The sequence below is a fragment of the Mesorhizobium montanum genome (assembly GCF_033977145.1).
GTDB lineage: Bacteria > Pseudomonadota > Alphaproteobacteria > Rhizobiales > Rhizobiaceae > Mesorhizobium > Mesorhizobium montanum.
Genome location: NZ_JAVIJF010000004.1, coordinates 35928 through 59064, shown reverse-complemented (window position 1 = coordinate 59064; position 23137 = coordinate 35928). Strand labels below are relative to the sequence as shown.

The 23137-nt window shown below is 62.0% G+C and carries 24 protein-coding genes; 16 read left to right on the top strand and 8 right to left on the bottom strand.

The window, feature by feature from the left end; all coding sequences use genetic code 11:
- Window positions 1-309: 309 nt before the first annotated feature.
- Window positions 310-978 (bottom strand): GntR family transcriptional regulator, encoded by a 669-nt coding sequence (locus RFM68_RS06565; RefSeq protein WP_320232151.1) that lies wholly within the window; start codon window positions 976-978, stop codon window positions 310-312.
- Window positions 979-1314: 336 nt separating this feature from the next.
- On the opposite strand from RFM68_RS06565, the gene RFM68_RS06560 reads away from it, so the two are divergent.
- From RFM68_RS06560 to atzF, 8 genes are read left to right on the top strand one after another with little or no spacing between them, the layout of a single operon-like run.
- On the top strand, window positions 1315-2442 hold the full coding sequence (locus tag RFM68_RS06560) for a BMP family ABC transporter substrate-binding protein (protein WP_320231897.1): 1128 nt from the start codon (window positions 1315-1317) through the stop codon (window positions 2440-2442).
- 27 nt (window positions 2443-2469) lie between these two features.
- A complete protein-coding gene (locus tag RFM68_RS06555; protein WP_320232150.1) occupies window positions 2470-3603 on the top strand; it encodes an ABC transporter permease in 1134 nt (377 codons plus the stop codon).
- Window positions 3603-4529 (top strand): ABC transporter permease, encoded by a 927-nt coding sequence (locus tag RFM68_RS06550; protein ID WP_320231896.1) that lies wholly within the window; start codon window positions 3603-3605, stop codon window positions 4527-4529. Before RFM68_RS06555 ends, RFM68_RS06550 begins: the two co-directional genes overlap by 1 nt.
- Window positions 4530-4543: 14 nt before the next feature.
- Complete coding sequence (biuH, locus tag RFM68_RS06545) at window positions 4544-5245, top strand: biuret amidohydrolase (protein WP_320231895.1); 702 nt, start codon at window positions 4544-4546, stop codon at window positions 5243-5245.
- Window positions 5246-5254: 9 nt separating this feature from the next.
- Complete coding sequence (locus tag RFM68_RS06540) at window positions 5255-6784, top strand: ABC transporter ATP-binding protein (RefSeq protein WP_320231894.1); 1530 nt, start codon at window positions 5255-5257, stop codon at window positions 6782-6784.
- Entirely contained in the window at window positions 6784-7452 is a 669-nt protein-coding gene (locus RFM68_RS06535; protein WP_320231893.1) for a cysteine hydrolase family protein, read from the top strand. Before RFM68_RS06540 ends, RFM68_RS06535 begins: the two co-directional genes overlap by 1 nt.
- Window positions 7445-7795, top strand: coding sequence for a cupin domain-containing protein (locus RFM68_RS06530; RefSeq protein ID WP_320231892.1), 351 nt, complete (start codon window positions 7445-7447; stop codon window positions 7793-7795). Before RFM68_RS06535 ends, RFM68_RS06530 begins: the two co-directional genes overlap by 8 nt.
- On the top strand, window positions 7792-9612 hold the full coding sequence (atzF, locus tag RFM68_RS06525; protein WP_320231891.1) for an allophanate hydrolase: 1821 nt from the start codon (window positions 7792-7794) through the stop codon (window positions 9610-9612). Before RFM68_RS06530 ends, atzF begins: the two co-directional genes overlap by 4 nt.
- A gap of 382 nt (window positions 9613-9994) precedes the next feature.
- Here atzF and RFM68_RS06520 read toward each other — a convergent pair whose 3' ends face one another.
- Entirely contained in the window at window positions 9995-10891 is an 897-nt protein-coding gene (locus RFM68_RS06520) for a LysR family transcriptional regulator (RefSeq protein ID WP_320231890.1), read from the bottom strand.
- Between the two features lie 269 nt (window positions 10892-11160).
- Between RFM68_RS06520 and RFM68_RS06515 the strand changes: the two genes are divergently transcribed.
- The 4 genes from RFM68_RS06515 (at window position 11161) to RFM68_RS06500 (ending at window position 14222) form a co-directional block, all read left to right on the top strand.
- A complete protein-coding gene (locus RFM68_RS06515) occupies window positions 11161-11895 on the top strand; it encodes an SDR family NAD(P)-dependent oxidoreductase (protein WP_320231889.1) in 735 nt (244 codons plus the stop codon).
- Between the two features lie 175 nt (window positions 11896-12070).
- Window positions 12071-12670 (top strand): NADPH-dependent F420 reductase, encoded by a 600-nt coding sequence (locus tag RFM68_RS06510; RefSeq protein WP_430694826.1) that lies wholly within the window; start codon window positions 12071-12073, stop codon window positions 12668-12670.
- Window positions 12671-12673: 3 nt separating this feature from the next.
- On the top strand, window positions 12674-13036 hold the full coding sequence (locus RFM68_RS06505; RefSeq protein ID WP_320231888.1) for an SRPBCC family protein: 363 nt from the start codon (window positions 12674-12676) through the stop codon (window positions 13034-13036).
- A gap of 373 nt (window positions 13037-13409) precedes the next feature.
- A complete protein-coding gene (locus RFM68_RS06500) occupies window positions 13410-14222 on the top strand; it encodes an SDR family NAD(P)-dependent oxidoreductase (RefSeq protein WP_320231887.1) in 813 nt (270 codons plus the stop codon).
- Between the two features lie 451 nt (window positions 14223-14673).
- Here the strand turns inward: RFM68_RS06500 and RFM68_RS06495 are convergent, their stop codons facing one another.
- On the bottom strand, window positions 14674-15570 hold the full coding sequence (locus RFM68_RS06495) for a GntR family transcriptional regulator (RefSeq protein WP_320231886.1): 897 nt from the start codon (window positions 15568-15570) through the stop codon (window positions 14674-14676).
- A gap of 288 nt (window positions 15571-15858) precedes the next feature.
- Between RFM68_RS06495 and RFM68_RS06490 the strand changes: the two genes are divergently transcribed.
- From RFM68_RS06490 to RFM68_RS06475, 4 genes are all read left to right on the top strand, one after another.
- Entirely contained in the window at window positions 15859-16791 is a 933-nt protein-coding gene (locus tag RFM68_RS06490; RefSeq protein WP_320232148.1) for an ABC transporter permease, read from the top strand.
- Window positions 16788-17567, top strand: coding sequence for an ATP-binding cassette domain-containing protein (locus tag RFM68_RS06485; protein WP_320231885.1), 780 nt, complete (start codon window positions 16788-16790; stop codon window positions 17565-17567). Before RFM68_RS06490 ends, RFM68_RS06485 begins: the two co-directional genes overlap by 4 nt.
- 94 nt (window positions 17568-17661) lie before the next feature.
- Window positions 17662-18576, top strand: coding sequence for a sugar ABC transporter substrate-binding protein (locus tag RFM68_RS06480; RefSeq protein WP_320231884.1), 915 nt, complete (start codon window positions 17662-17664; stop codon window positions 18574-18576).
- A gap of 67 nt (window positions 18577-18643) precedes the next feature.
- Window positions 18644-19657, top strand: a complete 1014-nt coding sequence (locus RFM68_RS06475) for a zinc-binding alcohol dehydrogenase family protein (RefSeq protein ID WP_320231883.1) — start codon at window positions 18644-18646, stop codon at window positions 19655-19657.
- Window positions 19658-19694: 37 nt separating this feature from the next.
- On the opposite strand, the gene RFM68_RS06470 is transcribed toward RFM68_RS06475, so the two are convergent.
- The 5 genes from RFM68_RS06470 to RFM68_RS06450 all read right to left on the bottom strand — a co-directional run bounded on the left by RFM68_RS06470 (window position 19695) and on the right by RFM68_RS06450 (window position 22935).
- Window positions 19695-19844, bottom strand: coding sequence for a hypothetical protein (locus RFM68_RS06470; RefSeq protein ID WP_320231882.1), 150 nt, complete (start codon window positions 19842-19844; stop codon window positions 19695-19697).
- A gap of 296 nt (window positions 19845-20140) precedes the next feature.
- Window positions 20141-21067 (bottom strand): NmrA family NAD(P)-binding protein, encoded by a 927-nt coding sequence (locus RFM68_RS06465; RefSeq protein ID WP_320231881.1) that lies wholly within the window; start codon window positions 21065-21067, stop codon window positions 20141-20143.
- Window positions 21068-21111: 44 nt separating this feature from the next.
- On the bottom strand, window positions 21112-21495 hold the full coding sequence (locus tag RFM68_RS06460; RefSeq protein WP_320231880.1) for a DoxX family protein: 384 nt from the start codon (window positions 21493-21495) through the stop codon (window positions 21112-21114).
- Window positions 21496-21565: 70 nt separating this feature from the next.
- Window positions 21566-22288, bottom strand: coding sequence for an SDR family oxidoreductase (locus RFM68_RS06455; RefSeq protein ID WP_320231879.1), 723 nt, complete (start codon window positions 22286-22288; stop codon window positions 21566-21568).
- A gap of 71 nt (window positions 22289-22359) precedes the next feature.
- Complete coding sequence (locus tag RFM68_RS06450; RefSeq protein WP_320231878.1) at window positions 22360-22935, bottom strand: carboxymuconolactone decarboxylase family protein; 576 nt, start codon at window positions 22933-22935, stop codon at window positions 22360-22362.
- Window positions 22936-23137 lie beyond the last annotated feature (202 nt).

The following is a 23137-nucleotide window of genomic DNA, read 5'->3' as shown; positions in this document are numbered from 1 at the left end:
CAATAACGTCAGTGGATGGTTTCCATGCCCGGCTCATTGAGCAAATGGTTGCCGACGAAGAGGTGCCCATTGTAGAGCGTGCGGCGATTGCGCTCCAGTGCAGCAGGTTATTGGCGCCGTATCGATCCATGCTTCTCCAATGCCAATGCACCGGCGGCCTGGCGTAGTTGTTAGGGCGCGGCGGACCCTGTGGTTGGCAACCCAGATGAATCGGATGATCACATTCCTGGCGGCTTGCCATCCCAAATTGTCACGCAATTTCAGCAGCGCAGAAACCTTCGACATTGCATCAAGGACGTTTCCTGAACGTCAGTGATCATGCATGAAAGTGCCTGATCCGGGAAGATCCGCGCCAGGTCTTGCTGTACCCGCAGCGAATACCGAGCTAGCCTCGCTAACGATCGAGACGTGATCCCTGGCAGCCTTGCCTGCCGCCGCGGCATCGGCGCGCATGATCGCGGTGACGATCACGTCATGTTCCTGCCAGGATTTGGCCAGCCGGCCGGGCAGCATGAATTGCGCGCGCCGGAACGGCGCCAGGCGGCTGCGGGTCATCACGGTCAGATCATAGATATGCGTGTTGTGGGCGCCGCGATAAAGCCGGGTGTGGAACTCGGTATTGAAATACTCATAGTCTTCCTCAGCGCCCAACTGCACCAGCCGCGCCGAGGTCCGATGCTCGATCTCCAGCGAGCGGCGCTCGCCGCCGGTCATGCGCTCGGCCGAGAAGCGGGCGCAGATCGCCTCCAGTTCGGCCATGCTTTCGAACATCGAAGCGAGGTGCTCCTGCGTCACCACGGCAACGATGGCGCTCCGGTTCGGCCGTCTTTCGACCAGCCCTATGGCGCTCAACTGGCCGAGCGCCTCCCGGACCGGTGTGCGTGACACCTCGAAGCGGGCAGCAAGCGAGCCCTCATCGAGCTTTTCACCGGGACGCAGGAAACCGGTGACGATGCGGTCGCCGATCGCTCTCACCATCTGATCGACGGTCGTGCCCGACCTGATCAAGCTGCGCTTTCCCGACACGTCTCCTCCGTCCAGTTTCTTGCATCCAAGCCCGTAAGGTGGACGGCCCAGGGGCCGATTTCCGATTCAGCAACGTCTCTGTATGCCTATGTTTTAGCCGTTATGTCAAATTGATGAATTTGAGGGCATAAAGTGCATGCACTTGCCGCAGCTTTATGCAGCACTTCTAAAATCGCTTATTGATTTTATTGCAAAAATTCGAATTTAGAACTGGCACAGTGATTGCATGCACTTTCTTAGCGAGACGTCAACCGATCCTGACAGGATCTAGAAAAGGGGAGCATTCACATGACCGAGAAATTCATGCTTAGCCGCCGCGATCTGCTCAAGACCTCCGCCGCCGGAGCGGCGCTCGGTCTGGCTTCGGCAATCTTTCCAATCCGCAAGGCTTTCGCTGCCTCCGCCACCGTCGGCTTCATCTATGTCGGACCGAAGGACGACTACGGCTACAACCAGGCGCATGCCGAAGGGGCGGCGTCGCTGAAGGGTATCGAAGGCATCACCGTCGTCGAGGAGGAGAACGTGCCTGAGACCGTCGATGTCCAGAAGACGATGGAATCGATGATCAATCTTGACGGCGCCTCGCTGGTCTTCCCGACCTCCTTCGGCTATTTCGACCCCCACATGCTGGCCATGTGCGCGAAATTCCCGGACGTGCAGTTCCGCCATTGCGGCGGCATGTGGGACAAAGCCAAGCACCCGATGAATGCCGGCTCCTATTTCGGCTATATCGGCATGGGCCAGTATCTCAACGGCGTCGTGGCCGGCCACACCACCAAGACCAAGAAAATCGGCTTCGTCGCTGCCAAGCCCATTCCGCAGGTGCTGCTCAACATCAACTCCTTCCTGCTCGGCGCGCGATCTGTCGATCCGACCATCACCTGCCAGGTCATCTTCACCGGCGAATGGTCGCTGGCGGTGAAGGAAGCGGAAGCCACCAATGCGCTGGTCGACCAGGGCGCCGACGTCATCACTTGCCATGTCGACAGCCCGAAAGTGGTAGTCGAGACGGCCGCCGGGCGCGGCGCCTTCGTCTGCGGCTATCATGCCAACCAGAGCCCACTGGCGCCCGAGAAATACCTGACCGGCGCTGAGTGGAACTGGGCCAAGGTCTACAAGATGTTCGTCGACGATCTGGTGGCCGGCACGCCGCTGCCCAACTTCACGCGCGGCGGGCTGGCCGACGGCTTCGTCAAGATGAGCCCGCTCGGCCCCGCCGTCGGCGAGCCGGCGCGCAAGCAGTTCGACGCCACGCTGGCCGAAATGATGAAGGGCGGCTTCGCCGTCATCAAGGGACCGTTGAAGAGCAACAAGGGCGTGGTCGTCGCCACCGCGGGCCAGGCGTTCCCGGAGACCGCCATCGAGCTCGAAAGCATGGACTATCTGGTCGAGGGCGTCGTCGGTTCGACCGCCTGATCTGAGGGGAGCCGGGCGATGACGGACATGGTGACAGGGGCCGGCATGCCGGCGCTATTCGGCGCCAGGGGCTATTCGGCGGCGCTGGAATGGATCGCGCGGCGGGCGGAGGCGTTCGTCATTCCGCTCGCGGCGCTCATCGTCGGCATGGCGCTGTTCAGCCTGTTCATCGCCCTGGTCGGCAAGTCGCCGGTCCTGCTCTACGAGACCATGTGGCGGGGCGGCTTCGGCTCGTGGTTCTCCATCCAGAACTCGCTGTCGCGGGCCGCACCGCTGTTGCTGGCGGCGCTTTGCGTGGCGCTGCCGGCGCGGCTTGGCCTCGTCGTCATCGGCGGCGAAGGCGCCATCGTACTCGGCGGCGTCGCCGCCGCTGCCGTCGGCATGGCGCTCGGCGGCGCGCCTTCCTTCATCGTCATTCTTGCCATGGGCGTGGCGGGCATGGCCGCCGGCGGCATCTGGATCGGTGCCGTCGGCGCGCTGCGCCACTACCGGGCCGTCAACGAAACCATCTCCAGTCTGCTGATGGCTTACATCGCCATCGCGCTGATGAACCAGTTGGTGGAGGGGCCGCTGCGCGACCCGGCCTCGCTCAACAAGCCGTCGACACAGCCGCTGGCGGACATCTACCGCATCGGCAACATTCCGGGCATGGACGTGCATTGGGGGCTGGTTGTCGGCGTCGTCGCCTGCCTCCTCTCCTGGGTGCTCATCGAAAAGACCCGCTGGGGCTTCGCCGCGCGCATCGCCGGCGGCAATGTGCGGGCCGCACAGGTGCAGGGGCTGGCCGTCGGGCCGCTCATCGTCGGCTTCACGGCGCTGGCCGGCGGCTTCGCCGGGCTCGCCGGCATGCTTGAAGTCGCCGCCGTGCAGGGCAGCGCCAATGCCTCGCTCGCCGCCGGCTATGGCTACACCGGCATCCTCGTGACCTTCCTCGCCCGCCACAATCCGCTGGCCATCATCCCGGTCGCCATCCTGCTTGGCGGCATCGATGCCTCGGGCGGGCTGATCCAGCGCCGCATGGAGCTGCCCGATGCCACCGTGCTTGTGCTGCAGGGCATGATCTTCATCGTCATCCTGTTCAGCGAAACTTTCTACGGCCGCTTCAAGGCCTTCAATCCGGATCTCTGGAAGCGGTCCGACCTCGCGAGGGAGACTGCCTGATGGGCGCGACCGAGATCGGCCTCTGGGGCGTGCCGCTGGCCATTCTGGGCAGCGCCATCCGCGTGTCGACACCCTTCATCTTCGTCTCCCTGGGCGAGGCGATCACCGAGCGCTCCGGCCGCATCAATCTGGGGCTCGAAGGCACGCTCGTCTTCGGCGCCATGACCGCCTATGCGGTCGCGGTGATGACCAACTCACCCTGGCTCGGCCTGCTTGCCGCAGCCGCTGCCGGTCTGTGCTTCGGCCTGTTTCATGGCTGGATCTGCAAATTCCCCAAGGTGAACGACATCGCCATCGGCATCGCGCTGATGCTGTTCGGATCGGGCCTCGCCTTCTTCTTCGGCAAGCCGTTCATCAAGCCGAAGGCGCCCAATCTGCCGGCAATTCCCTTCGGCGGCTGGTCCGACATTCCGCAGGTGCAGGCCGCACTCGACGTCAACGTGCTGTTCCTGATCGGGGCGGTGCTGTCGGTCATCCTGTGGTGGGCGTTCCGCAATACGCGTGCCGGCCTCATCGTGCGCGTCGTCGGCGACAGTTCGGACGCCGCGCGCGCCATGGGCCTAAATCCCGATACGGTGCGGCTGCTTGCCACCGGGGTCGGCGGCGCTCTGGCCGGCGTCGGCGGTGCCTATCTGTCGCTCTACTATCCCGGCAGCTGGACAGAACGCATCTCGTCGGGCCAGGGCCTGATGGCGGTGGCGCTGGTCATCTTCGCGCGCTGGAATCCGCTCGGCTGCTTTGCCGCGGCCCTTTTGTTCGGTGGGGCGGGCGCGCTCGGCCCGGCGCTGCAATCGGTCGGCGTCACGCAAGGCTATTATCTGTTCTACGCCGCCCCTTACATCCTCACCCTCATCATCATGATCGCCACCTCGTCGCCGACACGCTCGCTTGCCGGCGCGCCGGGCGAATTGTCGATCACCAAATGACTGGAGTTTTGCCGATGAACGCCAGAGCCGAATTCACCAAGCGCTACATCGACGCCGATCCCTATCCATGGCCGTACAATGGTGATCTTCGCCCGGACAACACGGCGCTGATCATCATCGATATGCAGACCGATTTCTGCGGGCCGGGCGGCTATGTCGACCATATGGGCTACGACCTGTCGCTGGTGCGGGCGCCGATCGAACCGATCAAGGCGGTGCTGTCAGCCATGCGGGCCAAGGGCTACACCATCATCCATACGCGCGAGGGGCACAGGCCCGATCTCGCCGACCTGCCGGCCAACAAGCGCTGGCGCTCGCGCCGCATCAATGCCGGCATTGGCGACCCGGGCCCATGCGGCCGCATCCTGGTGCGCGGCGAGCCGGGCTGGGACATCATCCCCGACCTCTACCCGATCGAGGGCGAGCCGATCATCGACAAGCCCGGCAAGGGCTCGTTCTGCGCCACCGATCTGGAGCTGATCCTCAACCAGCGCGGCATCCAGAACATCGTGCTGACCGGCATCACCACGGATGTCTGCGTGCACACCACCATGCGCGAGGCCAATGACCGCGGCTATGAATGCATGATGCTGGAGGATTGCTGCGGGGCGACCGACCACGGCAACCATCTGGCGGCGATCAAGATGATCAAGATGCAGGGCGGCGTCTTCGGCACGGTGTCGAATTCTGAGGCGCTCGTCGCGCAGCTGCCGTGAGGAGGGCCTATGAGTGACAGCGTCAGAAAAGCCGTCGGCGTCGAAACCATCGGCATGACCATGCGCTTCGGTGCCTTCGCGGCGCTGGACGCCGTGTCGGTGAAGGTCCCGGCAGGCTCGTTCCACGCGCTGCTCGGCGAGAACGGCGCCGGCAAGTCGACCCTGGTCAAATGCATGATGGGTTTTTATCACCCGACCTCCGGCGACATGCTGGTCGATGGCCGGGAGGTCAAGATCACCAGCCCCAGGGATGCCTCGGCGCTCGGGCTCGGCATGGTCTACCAGCATTTCACGCTGGTGCCGTCGCTGACCGGAGCGGAGAATCTCGTCATCTCGCGCGAGAAGGTGCCCGGCATCGTCGACTGGCGCAAGGAGCGGGGCGATCTTGCCGTGTTCATGGAGCGCATGCCGTTCAAGCTGCCGCTCGACGTCAAGGTGGCGGAGCTTGCGGCCGGCGAGAAGCAGAAGCTCGAAATCATCAAGCAGCTCTATCTCGGCCGCTCCTTCCTGGTGCTGGACGAGCCGACCTCGGTGCTGACGCCGGGCGAAGCACAGGAGGTGCTGGGGCTGGTGCGCAACATGACCAAGGCCGGCGACCTCACCGTGCTGATGATCTCGCACAAATTCCACGAAGTAACGGCCTTCGCCGACGATTTCAGCGTGCTGCGCAAGGGCAAGCTTACCGGGACTGGCCGCGTCGCCGACCTCGACCACAAGGCGATGGCGGCGATGATGATCGGTGACCAGCCGATCGCCACGCTGGACAGCCGCGCGACGCCGAAACCCGATGCCGAGACCGTGCTCAAGGTCAAATCGCTGAAGGCGCCGGATCGAACCGGGCTGAAGTCGATCGGCATCGAGGACCTCGGCGTGCGCTCGGGCGAGATCGTCGGCATTGCCGGCATTTCCGGCAACGGCCAGAAGGAGTTCCTGGAAGTGCTGGCCGGCCAGCGTCCGCGCGAGGCGGGCGAGGTGCTGGTGCGCGGCTCGGCCTACGCGGCGACGCGTGCCGAAGCGCGCGCGCTCAATGTGCGGCTCATTCCCGAGGAGCCGCTGAAGAATGCATGCGCGCCGAAAATGACGGTGGCCGAAAACATCTCCTTCCGCACCTTCGACATAGACGGCAATGGCAGGCCGGTAAACTGGATTAGCTCCAGCGCCATTCGCGCCTTCAGCGCGCGCCTGGTCGAGCAGTTCAAGGTCAAGACGGCGTCGCTGGCTTCACCGATCTCGTCGCTGTCCGGCGGCAATATCCAGCGCGCGGTGCTGGCCCGTGAACTGACCGGCGAAGTCGATCTGCTCATCGTCTCCAATCCCTGTTTCGGCCTGGACTTCTCGGCCGTCGCCGAGATCCGCGCGCGCATCATGCGGGCGCGCAATGCCGGCGCGGCGGTGCTCTTGATATCGGAAGATCTCGACGAACTGCTCGAACTCTCCGACCGCATCTTCGTCATGTCCGGCGGCACCCTCGTCTACGAAACCCCGATCGCGCAAGCCAGCGTCCAGACAATCGGCGAGCATATGGCGGGACATCATTGATGGCGAAAATCGACGCGCAGCCGTTCGCCTTTGCGTTCAAGCCCGACACGATGGCGCTGGTGGTCATCGACATGCAGCGCGATTTCGCCGAGCCCGGCGGCTTTGGCGCCAGCCTCGGCAACGATGTCAGCCGCATCACGGCCATCGTGCCGACGGTGAAGAAGCTGATCGAGGGGTTCCGCGCCGCCGGCCTGCCTGTGATCCACACAATGGAGTGCCACCGCGCCGACCTTTCCGACCTGCCGCCGGCCAAGCGCAACCGCGGCAATCCGTCGATCCGTATCGGTGATGTCGGGCCGATGGGCCGCGTGCTGATCGTTGGCGAGCCGGGAACGGCGATCCTCTGCGAGTTGGCGCCGCTGCCCGGCGAAATCGTCATCGAGAAGCCGGGCAAGGGCGCCTTCTATGCGAGCAGCTTCGGCGACGAGCTGAAGCGGCTTGGCGCGCAGCAACTGGTTTTCGCCGGCGTCACCACCGAGGTCTGCGTGCAGACGACGATGCGCGAGGCCAATGATCGCGGCTATGAGTGCCTGCTTGCCGAAGATGCGACGGAAAGCTATTTCCCCGAGTTCAAGGCAGCAGCCATCGCCATGATCCGCGCCCAAGGTGCCATCGTCGGCTGGACGGCGACGACCGACCAGGTGCTCGAAGGAATTGCCGATGCCTAATCTGAGTTTTGCCGGCCTCCTCGACGGGGGGTGGCGCGAGCTGGCGTTCGAGCATTTTCGCGAAGGCATCACGGTGCACTGGCTGCTCAGAGGTGATCCGGTCGAGGCCTCCGTTGCAATCCTGAAATACCAGCCCGGCGCCGGCGTGCCGCGCCATCGCCATGTCGGCCTGGAAACCATCGTCGTGCTGGAGGGCACGCAGAACGACGAGAACGGCAGCTATGCCGTCGGCAGCGTCATCCTCAATCCGGTCGGAACCGAGCATTCGGTATGGACCGAAAAAGGCTGCGTCGTGCTGATCCAGTGGGACCTGCCGGTGATCATTCTGGGAGAAGAACGATGAGCGACATTCGCTTCGATTTCGGCGGCCTGCACTCGGCGTATGCGGCGGGCCTGCCTGTATCGGCCATGATCGAGACCGTCTTCGAGCGCATCGCCGAAGCTGCGGACCCCGGCATCTTCATCCACCTTGCCGACAAGACCGACCTGCTTGCACAGGCAGCCGCGCTTGGGCCGTTCGATCCCGTGACGAAGCCGCTGTGGGGCATTCCTTTCGCGGTCAAGGACAATATCGACGTCGCCGGCATGCCGACCACGGCTGCCTGCGCCGAATACGCCTATCTGCCAGCGGAGGATGCCACGGTCGTCGCCCGGCTGAAGGCGGCCGGAGCATTGGTGATCGGCAAGACCAATCTCGACCAGTTCGCCACCGGGCTGGTCGGCGTTCGTTCGCCTTATCCAATCCCGAGAAACGCGATCGATGCCGCGCTGGTGCCCGGCGGTTCATCGTCCGGTTCGGCGGTGGCCACGGCGCGTGGCATCGTCTCCTTCGCGCTCGGCACCGACACCGCCGGCTCCGGCCGCATCCCCGCCGGCCTCAACAATATCGTCGGGCTAAAGCCGACGGTCGGCGCGCTGTCTGCCATGGGCGTCGTGCCGGCCTGCCGCACGCTCGACTGCATCTCGGTTTTCGCGCTCACCGTCGACGACGCCTACGCGATCTTCAGGGTGGCTGCGGCGAAGGACGAGGCCGATGCCTATTCGCGCCCCGTTGCCGCCCCCCAGATCGCCGCCCTCCCGCCGGTGCTGACCATCGGCGTTCCGGCCGGAAGTGACCTGAAGTTCTTTGGTGACGATGCCATGCAGGCCGGTTTCGCCGCTGCACTCTCGATGCTGGAGAAGCTCGGCTGCAAATTGGCCGAAATCCCCTTTTCCGATTTCTACGCCACAGCCAACCTGCTCTATGAGGGCGCCTGGGTGGCGGAGCGTTACGCCGCGATCCGGGATTTCATGGACGCCAACGAAGCCGTCATGCATCCGGTGACACGCCAGATCATCGGTGGCGCGCGCAAGCTGTCTGCCGCCGACGCCTTTAAGGGCCTCTACGCCTTGCAGGCCTACAAGGCGAAGCTTGCCCCGGTCATCGCCTCGGTCGACCTGTTCTGCGTACCGACGGCGCCGACGCATTACACAGTCGATGCCGTGCTCGCCGAGCCGATCGTCACCAACAGCCGGCTCGGCACCTACACCAACTTCGTCAATCTGCTCGACATGTGCGGCATCGCTGTGCCCACAGGCAAGCGCAGCGATAACCTGCCGATGAGTGTGACCTTGCTTGGCTTGGCCGGCAGGGACGCGCTGGCCGCTTCGCTGGCCCGTGATCTTCATGCCGCGAGCAGCCTTACGCTCGGCGCGACTGGCTGGCCGTTGCCAGGCCAGCGCTCGCACGCACGTCCGCCGACCGAAGATGGGATGATCGAACTGGTCGTCGTCGGCGCTCACCTTTCAGGCATGCCACTGAACGGTCAGCTCAAAGAGCTGGACGCCCGGTTTTGTCGATCCGCGAAGACATCGACGGCGTATAAGCTTTATGCGCTCGCCGGCCAGTCGGTTCCCAAGCCTGGCTTGGTCCGCGTCGAGAACGGCGGCGGCATGTCTATCGACGTGGAAGTCTGGCGGCTCGGCCCAGAGGCCTTTGGGCGCTTTGTCGCCGCCATTCCGTCACCGCTCGGGATCGGCAATATCGAGCTCGATGACGGGACCTCGTCGAAGGGCTTCCTGGCGGAACCGGCGGGATTGACAGCTGCGACCGACATCTCCGCCTATGGTGGCTGGCGCAACTTCATGGCTGCCAGCGGCAGAAACGGTCTGGAACCATGACGGTAAGATCAAAACCATCCTTTGCGTTGGGCTACCGACTTTTGGCCTGTCCCAGATGCGGCCGGGCCGCTTTCAACTCTGCGGCGCGATACCGCCCATAACCGACGTTAAAGAGCAACACCAGCGGAACGCCGGCGTCCGTTGGATTCCGCGTCCGCACCTTGCTCCGCTCACATGCCAGGCTGACGGCGAGATCCCGCCGCCAAGGTTGCGGCCACCAGCAAGGCGTAGCGATGGTGAAGTCCGTCGCCGTCAGTAGTGTGGCCTTCGCGCCGGTTGCGAAACGGCGCAACATTCGCGGATTGAACGACGCCTTTTCAAGCGATCGCAGCTCGGCTTCCCGACCGGATTACGGCAAGCGTCGCCGGCGACCTGCCGGGCGTCAGTCGCGCGATATGGACAGCCCCGCGAGAAGCGGAGCATACGCGGCGAGCCTGCCGGATACGAACTCCGTGAAGAGCCGCACGCGCTTCGTCTTGCGAGTCTCCCCCTGTGTGAGAAGCCAGAGCGTTCCGTACATGTGCAGGTCGGTGCCCGGCACCCTCACCAGCAGGGGGTCGGCATCTCCGACGAAGCACGGCAGTGTCGTGATCCCGAGCCCTTGCCGTACAGCAACGATCTGTGCCTCGGCATCCGTGGTCCTGAATGGAACCCCCGTGGTGCGAACCTCACCCTCGCTGGCCCAATCCGGAATTCCATGAATGCTTATGACGATCCACCGGATGGGATCAGGCGCGCCCGCACGCCATGCGGCTAGTCGATCGCGGGACATGTAGACGCCGCCGAACACCTCCGGTCCCTTCAGGCCGTGAAGATTGAGCGGCAGGGTTTTGCGATCGTAGACGACGCGGATCGCCACGTCGGCCTCTCGGTTGGTCAGATTTGCCAGCTCGCCGGACGACAAGATTTCCATCTCGATGTCCGGATGCAGACGCGCGAAATCGGCGAAGTCCGGCATGAGCAGGTGTGTCGCGAGGGGCGGTGCCAGCGTCACCCGCAGAAGCCCGCGCACGCTCTGGTCGCGACCGAAGACGCGCGTCTCCAGCTGGTGCGACGACGCTTCCATCTGGTTCGCGAGCTCGAGGACCTCCTCGCCCGCAGCCGTCAGGCGGTAGCCCGAAGGCAGCTTTTCGAACATCTGCGCCCCGAGGCGTTCCTCGAGCTGTGCGATGCGTCGCAGCACGGTCGAGTGATACACCCCGAGGCCCTCGGCGGCAGCCCGCACCGAGCCGCCGCGCGCCACGGCAAGAAAATGGCGAATGTCATCCCAGTCGATCATGGTGCAATCCCGCACCGCGCGGTGCGCCTTCCAAGCCCGTATCTAACGCATCGTACAGCGGTACGGACGGTCATCATAGCTTATGTCGAGGAGCGCGGCCCCAACTCCGAACGGTGGGACACTGACCGTCGCGGCTGACGTCGGTCATCCAGCCGGATCGATTTTGCACCAGCGATGTGCGCGCTTCCGCACTCAACAACTGACGCCGGCGGACCCATTTCGAGGTTCTCGGAGGCAGATGCTGTCTCGACACCACGAAAGGAGAAGTCATGGGAAAGCTTGAAGGTAAGGTTGCAGTCGTCACGGGTGGATCGAGCGGCATGGCGCTGGCGAGCGCCAAGCGGTTCGTTGAAGAAGGCGCCTATGTTTTCATCACGGGCCGGAGGCAGGAGGCGCTCGACGAGGCCGTCAAGCTGATCGGCCGGAACGTGACCGGCGTGCGCGGCGACGCGTCCAATCTCGACGACCTCGACCGCCTGTTCGATACGGTCAAGCGGGAAAAGGGCAAGATCGACGTCCTTTATGCGAGCGCCGGCATGGGCGAAGCCGTCCCACTGGGCGAGATTACCGAGCAGCATTTCGATGCGGCCTTCAACCTGAATGCGCGCGGCACGCTGTTCACGGTTCAGAAGGCGTTGCCGCTGTTCAACGATGGCGGATCGATCTTCATGACCGGGTCAGTCGCTTCGATCAAAGGTTTTCCTGGTTTCAGCGTGTATGCGGCGAGCAAGGCGACGTTGCTCGCATTCGCACGCGGGTGGCTCAACGAGCTGAAGGGCAGGAATATCCGGGTGAACGTGCTGCATCCGGGGCCGATCGCCACACCGATGCAGGACCAAGTTCTCACCGAGGAGGCGAAGCGGATGTTCGAATCCGTGATCCCGCGCGGAAAGATGGGGCGTCCTGAGGAAATTGCGGCGGCCGCGCTGTTTCTTGCTTCAGACGATTCGAGCTTCGTGAATGGGGTGGAGTTGTCTGTCGACGGCGGCCTCTCGGCCATCTGAAATCGCGCCGGATAGCGCGAAGTGGCTGATCGGCGGGCACTAGCATGTCCACGGTGGAACGGCTTCCGCGCTGAACGGTCGGCCCGGCTACGCGGAAGTCGCCACGCAGCGAAACGAATAACCCAGTGCCGTTGAGGGCCGGGGAATCAATATCAACACGGATCGGAGAAGTACTATGAGCTATGCGATTGTAGGATTCGGTAAGATAGGCCAGGCCCTTGCCCGCGCCTTCGCCCGCAAAGACATCGACGTGACCGTCGCGAGCCGCCGGCCGCCCGAGGCGTTGGCACCGCAGGCCCGGGCGATTGGACCCTCGGTCGTCGCCAAGTCGCTGCGGGATGCACTCGAGGCCGACACAATCATCTTGGCGGTCCCGTTCGGGGAGCATCGCGAGGTTGCGAAGGCTCTGCCGAGCTGGGAGGGCAAGACAGTCATCGACGCGACGAACGCGTTTCCAGTCCCTGAGGAACTGGACGGTCTCCCATCCTCCGCCTTCGTCGCGAAGACGTTCACCGGCGCCAAGTTCGTCAAAGGTTTCAATCACCTGATTGCGGCCACCCTGGCTGCCGATCCGATCGTCGGGGGCGGCCACCGGGTGGTCTTCCTGTCGAGCGACGACGAGGACGCGATCGCTCCCGTGGCGGCCCTGGCCAAACAACTCGGGTTCGCACCCATTAACCTGGGAAAGCTCAACGAGGGTGGCGCGCTGGTGCACGCACGCGGCCGCGTTTGGGGCCAGCTCATCTTCCAGGATTTGTTCAAGAAGGAGCAGTAATCGATGTACGACCGTGTGATTTGGCCCGAGAAGTACGATCCCAAAACGTCGGCCATCTATGCGCTCAATGACATCGACGTGGAGGCACCCCCTCAAGTGGTATGGAGGCTGCTCGTCGACGCCGAGAACTGGTCGAGCTACTTTCCTGCCGAAGATCAGGTCAAGATCCTGACCGGTGAGCCGGAGCTGGCGCTCGGAACCAGATACAGCCGAGTGACGGTCGGATTCCCGATGAGTCTGGTCGTGAAGGAGTACGAGCCCTTCCGCAGGCTCGCATGGGCGACGACAGTCGATGGCGACAGGTCCGGCTCGAGCGCTACCACGGCTGGGTCATCACTCCCACGAGCGATGGTTGTCATGTGCTGACCGAGGAGACACAGCAAGGCCCCTGGTTCCTCGAGGAGCTCGGACGCAAGCATCCCGGAGCGCTCTATCGCTATCACCAGCAATGGGTTGAAAGCCTCGCCCGCGCAGCGGAGGCGGAAGTCGCGAAAAGGCAGGTTAGCGCATTTGCCTTGAAACCTGGCCCGCACGGGCCAGGTTTCAAGGCTCTCGATCGAAGGGGACGACGCGCTTCTAGTCTGGTTCTGCACACATTGGGTCGCCTTAAAGCGCGTCGCGATGAAACGGACTCAGGCGACGCGCTTTAAGTCTTTGTTTTGACGCATGTCGTTGTCCCAAAACCGCTGCGCACTTTTGGGCAACATGCATTAGCCGCTCACAACAGGAGATGAATGACATGAATATCGAACTCAAGGGCCGCACGGCGATCGTCACCGGGTCGACGGCAGGCATCGGGCGCGCCACCGCAGAGGGTTTAGCTCGTGCCGGGGCGTCGGTCGTCATTAATGGCCGTGGAAATGCCCGGGTCGACGAGGCAGTGCGGCAGATGCGCCAGTCTTTCCCGGACCGCGAGATCTCCGGCGTCGCCGCCGATCTGTCGACCGCGGAGGGCGCCGCCACATTCTTCGCGCAAGCGCCCGACGCCGATATCCTCGTGAACAACGTCGGTACGGCTCACATCCGGGACTATAACGGCGTCGAGGACATCGCCAAGGTCCCCGACGAGGACTGGCTCGGCCTGTTCCAGTTGAACGTGATGAGCGGCGTGCGCATGACGCGCCACTACGTGCCGCGCATGGTGGCGAAGGGCTGGGGCCGCGTCGTGTTCGTGAGCAGCGAGTCCGCGGTCAACATTCCCAAGGAGATGCTCGACTATGGCATGACCAAGACCGCGCAGTTGGCGGTCTCGCGCGGTCTTGCCGAGGCGGTCGCGGGCACGGGTGTCACCGTCAACGCCGTCCTGCCGGGACCTACCCGATCTGAGATCCTGGGTGACTTCATGGCGAAGCAGGCTAAGGCAACCGGAATCACGCAAGAGGAAGCCGAGCAAGGCTTCCTGAGGGCTATGCGTCCGACCACCCTCATCCAGCGTTTCGCGACCACCGACGAGGTCGCGAACATGATTGTCTATGTGTGCTCGGAGCAGGCCTCCGCAACCACTGGCGCGGCTCTGCGCGTGGATGGCGGCGTGGTCCGCTACGTCGCCTAAGCGTCCAGGGCGTCAGCACGAGATCGCGTGTGACGTCCTTCCTTGCTTGGAAACTGGGATCGCATGTCACAGGCCGCACGGTTTCGACGGCCTACGTGTGAGCTTCGATCGTGGCTGGGCTACAATAGCACATACCAATTCGGTGATCCCTGCCAGCCGGCCAGCGGAAAAGCACCGTCGCACAGTCGCAGAAACTGCACTGTACGGGCAAAAAATGATCGGCCCCGAGGGTGTATTAAGAATGTTGAATTTATTTTTCGTGGGCCAGATTCAGAGATCTTCCCGTATCGTTCCAGGGGTTCGAGTCCAAATCGCAGCATCAGAAAATTTGAAAAGTAACATAGTTATCTCAATGGCAGAACCGGATGATGTCCCGAAACCATTGATTAAATTGTGTTTTTTTGGGCCCGAATCAGGCATAGATCCGATGGCTAGGGTTCGGCGGCTTCGATTATTCTTCAAGTGCAATCAGCGAACGCATCAGCGTTGCTCTTGCCGAGGCGAGATGCGCTCGGCAGGCCTTTGCAATTCGAGCTGAGTTTCGGCTTTCGAGCGCATCTATATAGGTGATGTGCTCAAGGAGCGCTGCTTTGTTGCGCTGCTTTTCGTCCTGCTTGTTCCACTGGTAGTGATAGTGAAAAATGAAGCTGATGATCTCGTAGAAATCGTCGATGAAGCGGTTCGGCGACGCCTCGTTTATGAGCCTGTGAAACCGGTTGTCGAGGCCGGAGAAATCGTGAAAGCGGCTCTCGATACGCTTCAGCAGGTCGACATGCGCAATCTTGAGCGCGGCGAGCTTGGTCCACAGCGGGGAATTCTCGGGCTGTTGTGAAAACAGATGCGCCGAGCGCAACTCGAACATCATCCGGATCTCGAACAGTTCAAGTGCGAAATCTTCCGTAAAGCCCTTGAAAAGCCATCCTGTATTCGGCCTTTTCTCGATCAGCCCAAACCGGCTGAAGCGAATCAAGAACTCGCGAATGCCGTTGGTCGCGACACCGAACTGACGCGCAAGCTCAAGCTCGTTGATGCTCGTGCCGGGTTTTGTATCGCCTCGCAGCATCCACTCCATGAATTGCTGTTCGACATGCTTGGCGCGCGGCGTGGTTTCGGCGTCGGGATAGTAGTCATTTTCGTCAACCGCGCGACCCGCCACCCGGATGCCGTTGTGATAAGCGACAAGTTTGCGGCGAACAAGTTCCAGTAGAACCTTCCTGACAGTGGTGCGGCTGATGCCAATTCGCCGCCTCAGTTGGTTCTCGGACGGGAGTTCCCCGACCAGTTGTCCATCGCGCAGCATACTGGCGGCGCGGTTAAAGGCCCTCTTGTAGACGGTATCAGTTCGCACCGGACTCCTCCTAAACAATACCTTGTTCTTTTAGCATGAACTTTATCCATAAAAAACAACTTGACCTAACAACCCCGCTCGTTGTTTTTTATCGATAAGAAGAAGACCTGTTGCACGAATTGAGTTTTTGACGACGCGGCGCACCGAGCCTCGGCGGGGAGGGAAACTTTGCCTGAAACGGGAAACACCGGCGCCACTGTCGGCGGGTCCGCATTGCCGGCACCCAAGAAGCGGGAAGCCGTTCCCGGCCTTGCGCTTGGCCTGACCCTGCTGAGTGCTGGTCCGGTCATCATCCTGGCGTTGCTGATCGTCGTCCTCGGTTTTCTGTCACCCTATTTCCTGACAGGGCGCAACCTCAGCAACATCCTTGCCCAAACCGCCGTCATCTCGGTCGTGGCGATGGGCCAGCATCTCGTCATCCTGACACGCGGGATCGATCTCTCCGTCGGCTCGAACGTTGCGCTGGCTTCCGTCGTCGGCGCCCTCTCCTTTCATGCCGGCGCTCCCGCCTTCGTGGTGATCGCGGCGATGGTTGGCTGCGGAGCGGCGGTCGGCGCTATCAATGGGCTGTTCTACGTCTTCGGCCGGCTGCCGCACCCTTTCATCATCACGCTGGCAACGTTGAGCATCGCCAAGGGATTGGCGCTGCAACTGGCCGACGGGCGCGCCATCCCTGGAATGCCGGATGCCATCGATGCGCTCGGCCGCGAGGCGGTCTGGGGTCTGCCTGGATCGGTTTTCGTCGTTGCGGGCGTAGCCGCCGTCCTTTTCATCATGGCCAAGACGATGGTCTGGGGGCGCTGGATCTATGCGGTCGGCGGCCGGCCCGACGCTGCCGTGCGCATGGGCATCCCCGTGGCCTGGGTTCTGGTTTCGGTCTATGTGATCTCAGGGCTGTGCGCCGGCATCGGCGCCGTCATCCTCGCCGGCCGAACCGACGCCGGTTCCCCCTTGTTCGGCAATCTGCTGGAGTTGGATACGATTGCGGCGGTGATCATCGGCGGCGCCAGCTTCCTTGGCGGCCGCGGCCATCTCGGCCATGCCTTGATCGGCGCCATCATGATCGGCGTTATCCGCAACGCGCTCAACCTGCTCAACGTCAACGTCTTTTTCCAGCTCATCGTCATCGGCGTGGTCATCGTTATAGCGGTCGAGTCCGACGTGCTGCGCAACTATCTCGAAGGGCGTGTGCGTGTCATGCAGGCCGGGAGGCAGTCATGAGCGCCGTTGCGGCCGGCGTCGATCATGCAGCCGACCATCCCGTGCTGGCGGTTCGTGGCGCGACCAAGCGTTTCGGCTCGGTGGTGGCGCTGGACGATGTCAGCATCGAGGTCCGGAGCGGCGAGATCGTCGGGCTTCTCGGCGACAATGGGGCCGGCAAGTCGACATTGACCAAGTGCATTAGCGGCGTCCATCAGCTCGACGCCGGCGCCATCGTTCTCGACGGTGTGCAAACGCAAATCCGCTCGCCGGCGGATGCACGCTTTGCCGGCATTGAAACCGTCTATCAGGACCTGGCGCTGTTCGACAATCTGACGCCTGGACAGAACTTCTTTGCAGGTCGCGAGTTGGCCAGGCCGCGATGGCTTCCGCGCGGGATGCGATTTCTTCAGCAACGCAAGATGGATGCCGAAACCCGCGTTTTGCTGGCAAACCTCAAGGTGACGTTGCCGCGCCTGGACGCCGTCGTCGCCATGATGTCGGGCGGCCAAAGACAAGCCATCGCCGTGGCCCGCTCGACCGTGTTTGCCCGCAAGGTCGTGATCCTGGACGAACCCACCGCCGCACTTGGCCTGCGTGAATCGCGCCAGGTGCTCAACCTGGTCGCCGCCCTGCGCGACCAGGGTAACGCCGTCATCCTGATCACCCACAATATGGAGCATGTCGTCGAGCTTGCCGATCGCGCCGTGGTGCTTCGCCAGGGCCGCAAGGTTGGCGAACTTGTGCCGACCAAGGGCAACAAACAGGAGCTGGTTTCAATGATCGTTGGAGCCTGAACCGTTCGAGATTTGGGGACCGTTCCGGTCCGCAAATGCCTGAAGCGGCTTCCGCCGGAAGACGCCTCAATTCCAAGGGAGGAATGGAATGCCAATGAACCTGAAACTGTTAGCCGGGCTGGCGATCGCCGTTACGTTTGCGATGCCGGCTTCGGCCGCCGACAAGATCAAGGTCGGCCTGATTACAAAATTCCCGGTGCCGTTCTATTCGACCATGGAGGATGCCGCCAAGAAATACGCGGCCGCCCATCCCGAAATCGAACTCGTCACCGGCCAGGGCCAGGCGGCTACCGACATCGAAGGCCAGATCGCGCTGATCGAGTCCATGATCACCCAAGGCGTCAAGGGTCTGGCGATCACACCGGTCGATCCGACCGTGGCGCCCGCCCTCGACAAGGCTGTGGCCGCCGGCATCAAGGTGGTACTCGTCGACAACAGCATCCCGAACTGGAAAGGCGCGACGGCGCTGGTTTCGACCAACAATCTCAATGGCGGCAAGATCGCTGGAGAGTATCTGAAGACCGTGCTGAAGAACGGCGACAAGATCGGCATCCTGCAAGGTGTTCCTGGAGTGCCGGCGCTGGATGATCGGGTTACCGGCATGATGGAAGGGCTAGGCGACGTCAAGGTTGACGTCGTTGGCAAGGGTGCAACCAATTGCACGCTCGAACTTGGCACGTCAGTGACCGAAGACATCCTGACAGCCAATCCCGATCTCAAGGCGATCTACTCGGCCTGCGGCCCGCCCATCCCAGGAGCCGTCAAATCGATCAGCAATGCGGGCATCGCCAACGACAAGATCATCCTGGTCGGCTTCGACGCCTGCTGCGGTGAGATCGAAGCGATCAAGTCCGGCGCGGAAGATGCTAGCGTTGCGCAATTTCCGGCAAAAATGGGCGAGCTTGGCATCGACACTGTCGTCAAGGCGATCCACGGCGAAACCGTCGAAGCCAATGTGGACACCGGCGCAGGCCTTGTGACGCTCAAGAACGTCAAGGACTTCGAGTAGTCTCCCCAACTTGGCCCGGCGGTCACCCGGCCGCCGGGTTCTTTTGGAACATTTCAGGATAGTTCCGATGAAAGCGCTCGTGTGCCGAAAGCCCGGCAAATTGATCTTCGAAGATCGCCCGGCGCCCGGCCGACCGGGCGCCGGTTGGGCGCTGGTCAGCATCAGCCATATCGGTATCTGTGGCACTGACTACCACATTTTTGAAGGCAAACATCCCTACCTGGCCTATCCGCGTGTCATGGGGCATGAACTTTCCGGGACCGTGACCGCCATAGGCGAAGGCGTTGCCATCGAACTCGGTGAGCGGGTCGTCGTAAATCCCTATTTTGCCTGCGGCAAATGCATTGCGTGCCGTCACGACAAGCCGAATTGCTGCGTATCGATCGAAGTGTTGGGCGTCCATCGCGACGGCGGCATGTGTGAAGAATTGCTTGTGCCCGTCGCCAATCTCTACCCTGTTGCAGGACTGTCGCTCGTTGACGCGGCAGCCGTCGAATTTCTGGCGATCGGCGCTCATGCGGTAAGGCGCTCCAGGCTTGCCGCCGGCAGAAATACGCTGGTTATCGGCGCCGGGCCTATCGGGCTGGGTACGGCATTGTTTGCGCGTATTGCAGGCCAGGCAGTGACGGTGATGGACGTGAGCCGGGAAAGGCTCGACTTCGCCGAAGGTCAACTTGGATTTCCCGTCATCGATGGGGCGTCGCTGTCACCTGTCGACCTGGTGCGAGAGCGAACCGACGGCGATTGTTTCGACCTCGTCTTCGATGCGACCGGCAACAAGGCCTCGATACAAGCCGCGTTCAGCTACGTCGCCCATGGCGGCGCCCTGACAATGGTAAGCGTCATCAAGGACGAAATCAGCTTCTCCGACCCCGAATTCCACAAACGCGAGATGTTGTTGATCGGCAGCCGAAACGCACTTGGCGTCGACTTTGACCACGTCATGGCAGCAATGCACGACGGCGCTGTTCCTGTGGCCAAGCTCATAACGCACCACACGACCCTTGAGGACAGTCCGCACGATATTGCTCGTTGGGCACATCAGAAGTCGGGGCTTATCAAGGCCGTGATCGTTATTTAGACGACCTCCATTGCCAACGAGCTGCGTTTGCTGGGCATCACGTCTCGAAGAAAGTGAGAAGCTCGAGAAAGTCCCGTGCTGCAGCGTTGACTGGAGCCGACCCTTCACCGCGCAAGTGGGCAACCACCAGTTCCCAGCAGATGACGAGCTCGGCCATCTCCGAGATGGCGGTCCTGGGCGTGCGCATTTCGGCAATTGCTATCCTATGCCACTCCACGGCACTCCCCTTCACTCCCACTCGATTGTTCTAAGCGATGGTAACGCGCTGAATTTTCAGCGCAAATTTTTTCTGTGCGCGACGAAGAACCGTCTCACCGATCCGTCAGAAATTTTCGCTCTTGATTTCAAAGGAAAATTTCGGCGATTCAAAATCCCTTCGATTTCAGCGACTATCGGCACCGATTGATCGATTTTCGACGTTCTATAGCCGTGCCTTCACGATCGGTCCCATCGGCAAAAAGACCGTCACGGCTAGCAAGAGCCTCAACGATACACAGAAGCGGGCAGTCTCCGCCTCATGCTTGATCCGTCCCGAACTTGCGCCTTGGCGGCGTTCTGAGCCGCCGCGAAGACGTCGCGTGCAGACGTCGTACCCGCTACGTGCTCCGTACCCTCGACTCCGAGATCCATCCATCCCGCATTCACGGCCTCAAACATTTCTTCGGCAGGTCCGGTGCGGCCCTTCGGGATGCCGAACTGCTCGAACGCTTCCGCCCACCCCGCGCGCGGCACTGCAAAGGCTTTCACGTCGAGATTCAGGACTTCACCCAATTGCTTCGCGACTTCATCCGCGGTGACCATCGAACCAAGTTCGACGACGCGCTGCCCTGACCACGCTGGCTCGGTCAAAAGGGTTGCGACCTCCGCGCCGATGTCGCTCGTCGCGACCATGGTCGATTTCCGGTTTGTCGGATTGTAGTAGACCGGTAGCGTTCCGCCCTGGGCAACCTGCAAGCCGTAGAGGAAGTTTTCGAAAAATCCGCCTGCGCGCACAAATGCGATTGGGGATGTCAGGTCGCGAAAACCTTGCTCCAGAAGCGACAAGGCCGTGATCATCCCGAGCCCGTTGATTCTGTTCGCACCCATCGATGAAAGCGCAACCACTCGCGGCGGCGCTGCCTTGGTGAGCGCCTCGACATAGTTTGTAATCACGCCCTTTGCTTCTCTGTAGTCGGGCGAGGGCGCCCAGACAGCCGGCAACATTACAAACGCGCCTTCGACCCCTCTGAGCGCCCGCTCGATCGCTGCCGAATCATTCCAATCGCCGTCAACCAGTTCCACACCCTGGTTCGCCCAGCTTGACTCCTTCTCGCGATTGCGGACCAGCGCGCGCACTTCCTTGCCGTGCGCCAACAGATGTTCTGCCGTTGCGCCGCCCACCTTTCCCGTGATTCCCACTACTAAAAACATGTGTTTTCTCCTGATCTTGAGGTCCAGAACACTGCCCTGTGGGTTCAACGGATGAGCGGCAAAATGGCCCGGACACGGGGGGCGCGCAGGTAAAGGCCGCCCCATGTCATCGCGCCCAGAAGCAGGGAAATGATTTCCGGCGGCGACCCCAACTCACCGATGCGGACATGGGCGCAGATCGCGCCTCCCAAAAAGCCCGTCACCAGGATCGCGCCGAGGACTGCCGTGGCCGGGATGGCGTAAAGGATGGCGCAGGCGAGTATGATCGGACCCACGACACGGGTCAGGTCCATCGCGAAGCCGGTTTCCTGCAACATGCTCGCGATCTGTGCCGGCGCGAAAAGCTGAATAGTGCCGTCTGCCACCAGAGCGATAACGACAAACGCGCTCATTATCCGGCCCGCCCACAGGGCGCTTTGCAAGGTCATGGCTTCAGGCACCTAACGCAGGTTCATAGTTTGGGACATTGTCGTTCTCCGATGGGTCACGCCACCGGAGCTATTTCCGCAGCATCATGCCGCCGTCGATCTGCAAGACCTGTCCCGTTGTGTACGTATTGACCATTAGGAAGATATAGGCCGATGCCACTTCTTCTGGCGTCCCGAGACGCCTCAGTGGATTGATCTGAGAATAGGAGCGTATCCTTGCGTCTATGTCCTCACGTGGCTTTGCGCGCCATAAGGCCGTGTCCATGAACGCCGGGGCGATGACGTTCACACGCACACGCGGGCCGAGTTCAGAACCCAATCCTTGCGCCATTGCGGCGAGCGCCTCGTTCGCCACGTAGCTCGCCGCCGCCTCCTGCGCCCTAACACCGCTCCCCGAGGTGAACGTCATGCTGCCGCTCTCGCGGACGAGGGGTGCGGCAAAACGGGCGATCAGCAGATTGGTCCAGAACTTCGAATGCAGCACATGTCGCATCGAGTCGAGCGGTGTCTGCAGGAAACCGCCCGCCATGGTGTCGCCGATCATCGAGACAAGGTGATCGAATTCTGGCAGGGCCGCGATGAAGCTCTCAAGGGCAGCGTGATCATGGGCATCACCCCCGATGGTCTGAACGTCGCCGCCGAGTTTTGACGCCGCATTCGATAGCTTCATCGGATCCCGGCCGATGATGACCAGCGAAGCTCCTTGCGCCTGAGCTTGGCGGGCAATCGCCAAACCGATGCCGGAGCTGCCGCCAATTACGACGATCTTTTTACCCTCAAGTAAAAGTGGCATGGCACAGTTCACTCCTTTGAAGCGAGCGCGGTCACCATTTCGATCGCGGGAACAACGGCGCTGCGGGTGGGTCAAACGGCCGGCTTGAGCTTGCCGGGTACCGTCCATTCTGCGCCCTTCATGAAGCTGTCATTGGGCGTCTGCGCGAGATGGTTCGTGTAGTTTGAGATGAGCTTGGTCGCTGCGAGCACGAGCACATCGAGCACGGCGCGGTTGTCATAGCCCCGAGCCTTCAAGGCTTCGACGTCGGCCTCGCTGACCGCGCCGCGCTGGCGCGTGACCTTGGCGGCGAATTGGCGCAGCGCCTCGAGCTTGGCATCGGCAATCGGCCGGCTCTCGCGGACCGCCGCGATCGCCTCGGGGGCCACCTTCGCCATCCGCGACAGGTTGGTGTGGCCCGCCATGCAGTAGGTGCACTCGTTCTCGTAGATGATGGCGAGATAGGCGATGTGGCGTTCCTGCGCGGTGAAGCTGGTCTTTTCGGCGATGCCCCAAAGGGTGCTGTAGGCCTCAAGCGCGGCCGGGCTCTCGGCCAGGACGCGGTGCAGATTGGGTACGAAGCCCCAGGCCTTCTGGACGCAGTTCAGGATCTCCGCCGAGGCTGCAGGAGCGATCGCCGTCTCGTGAAGCTTGAAACCGTTAATCATGATCTCTCCTTTGTTCTAAAGCTGCGTTCTAAGGAGAAGTATTGCTCATTCCGGAATCGGTGAGCAGATAGCATGGAGAAATACTTTCTATTCTGAATTGGAATATGGGCAGTGACGCGACTCCCGGTGCCGAGACATTGTCAGTAGTACGGCCAAGGATTTGATGCTTAAGACGAGGAATTCTTTGATGGCAAGGTTCGCC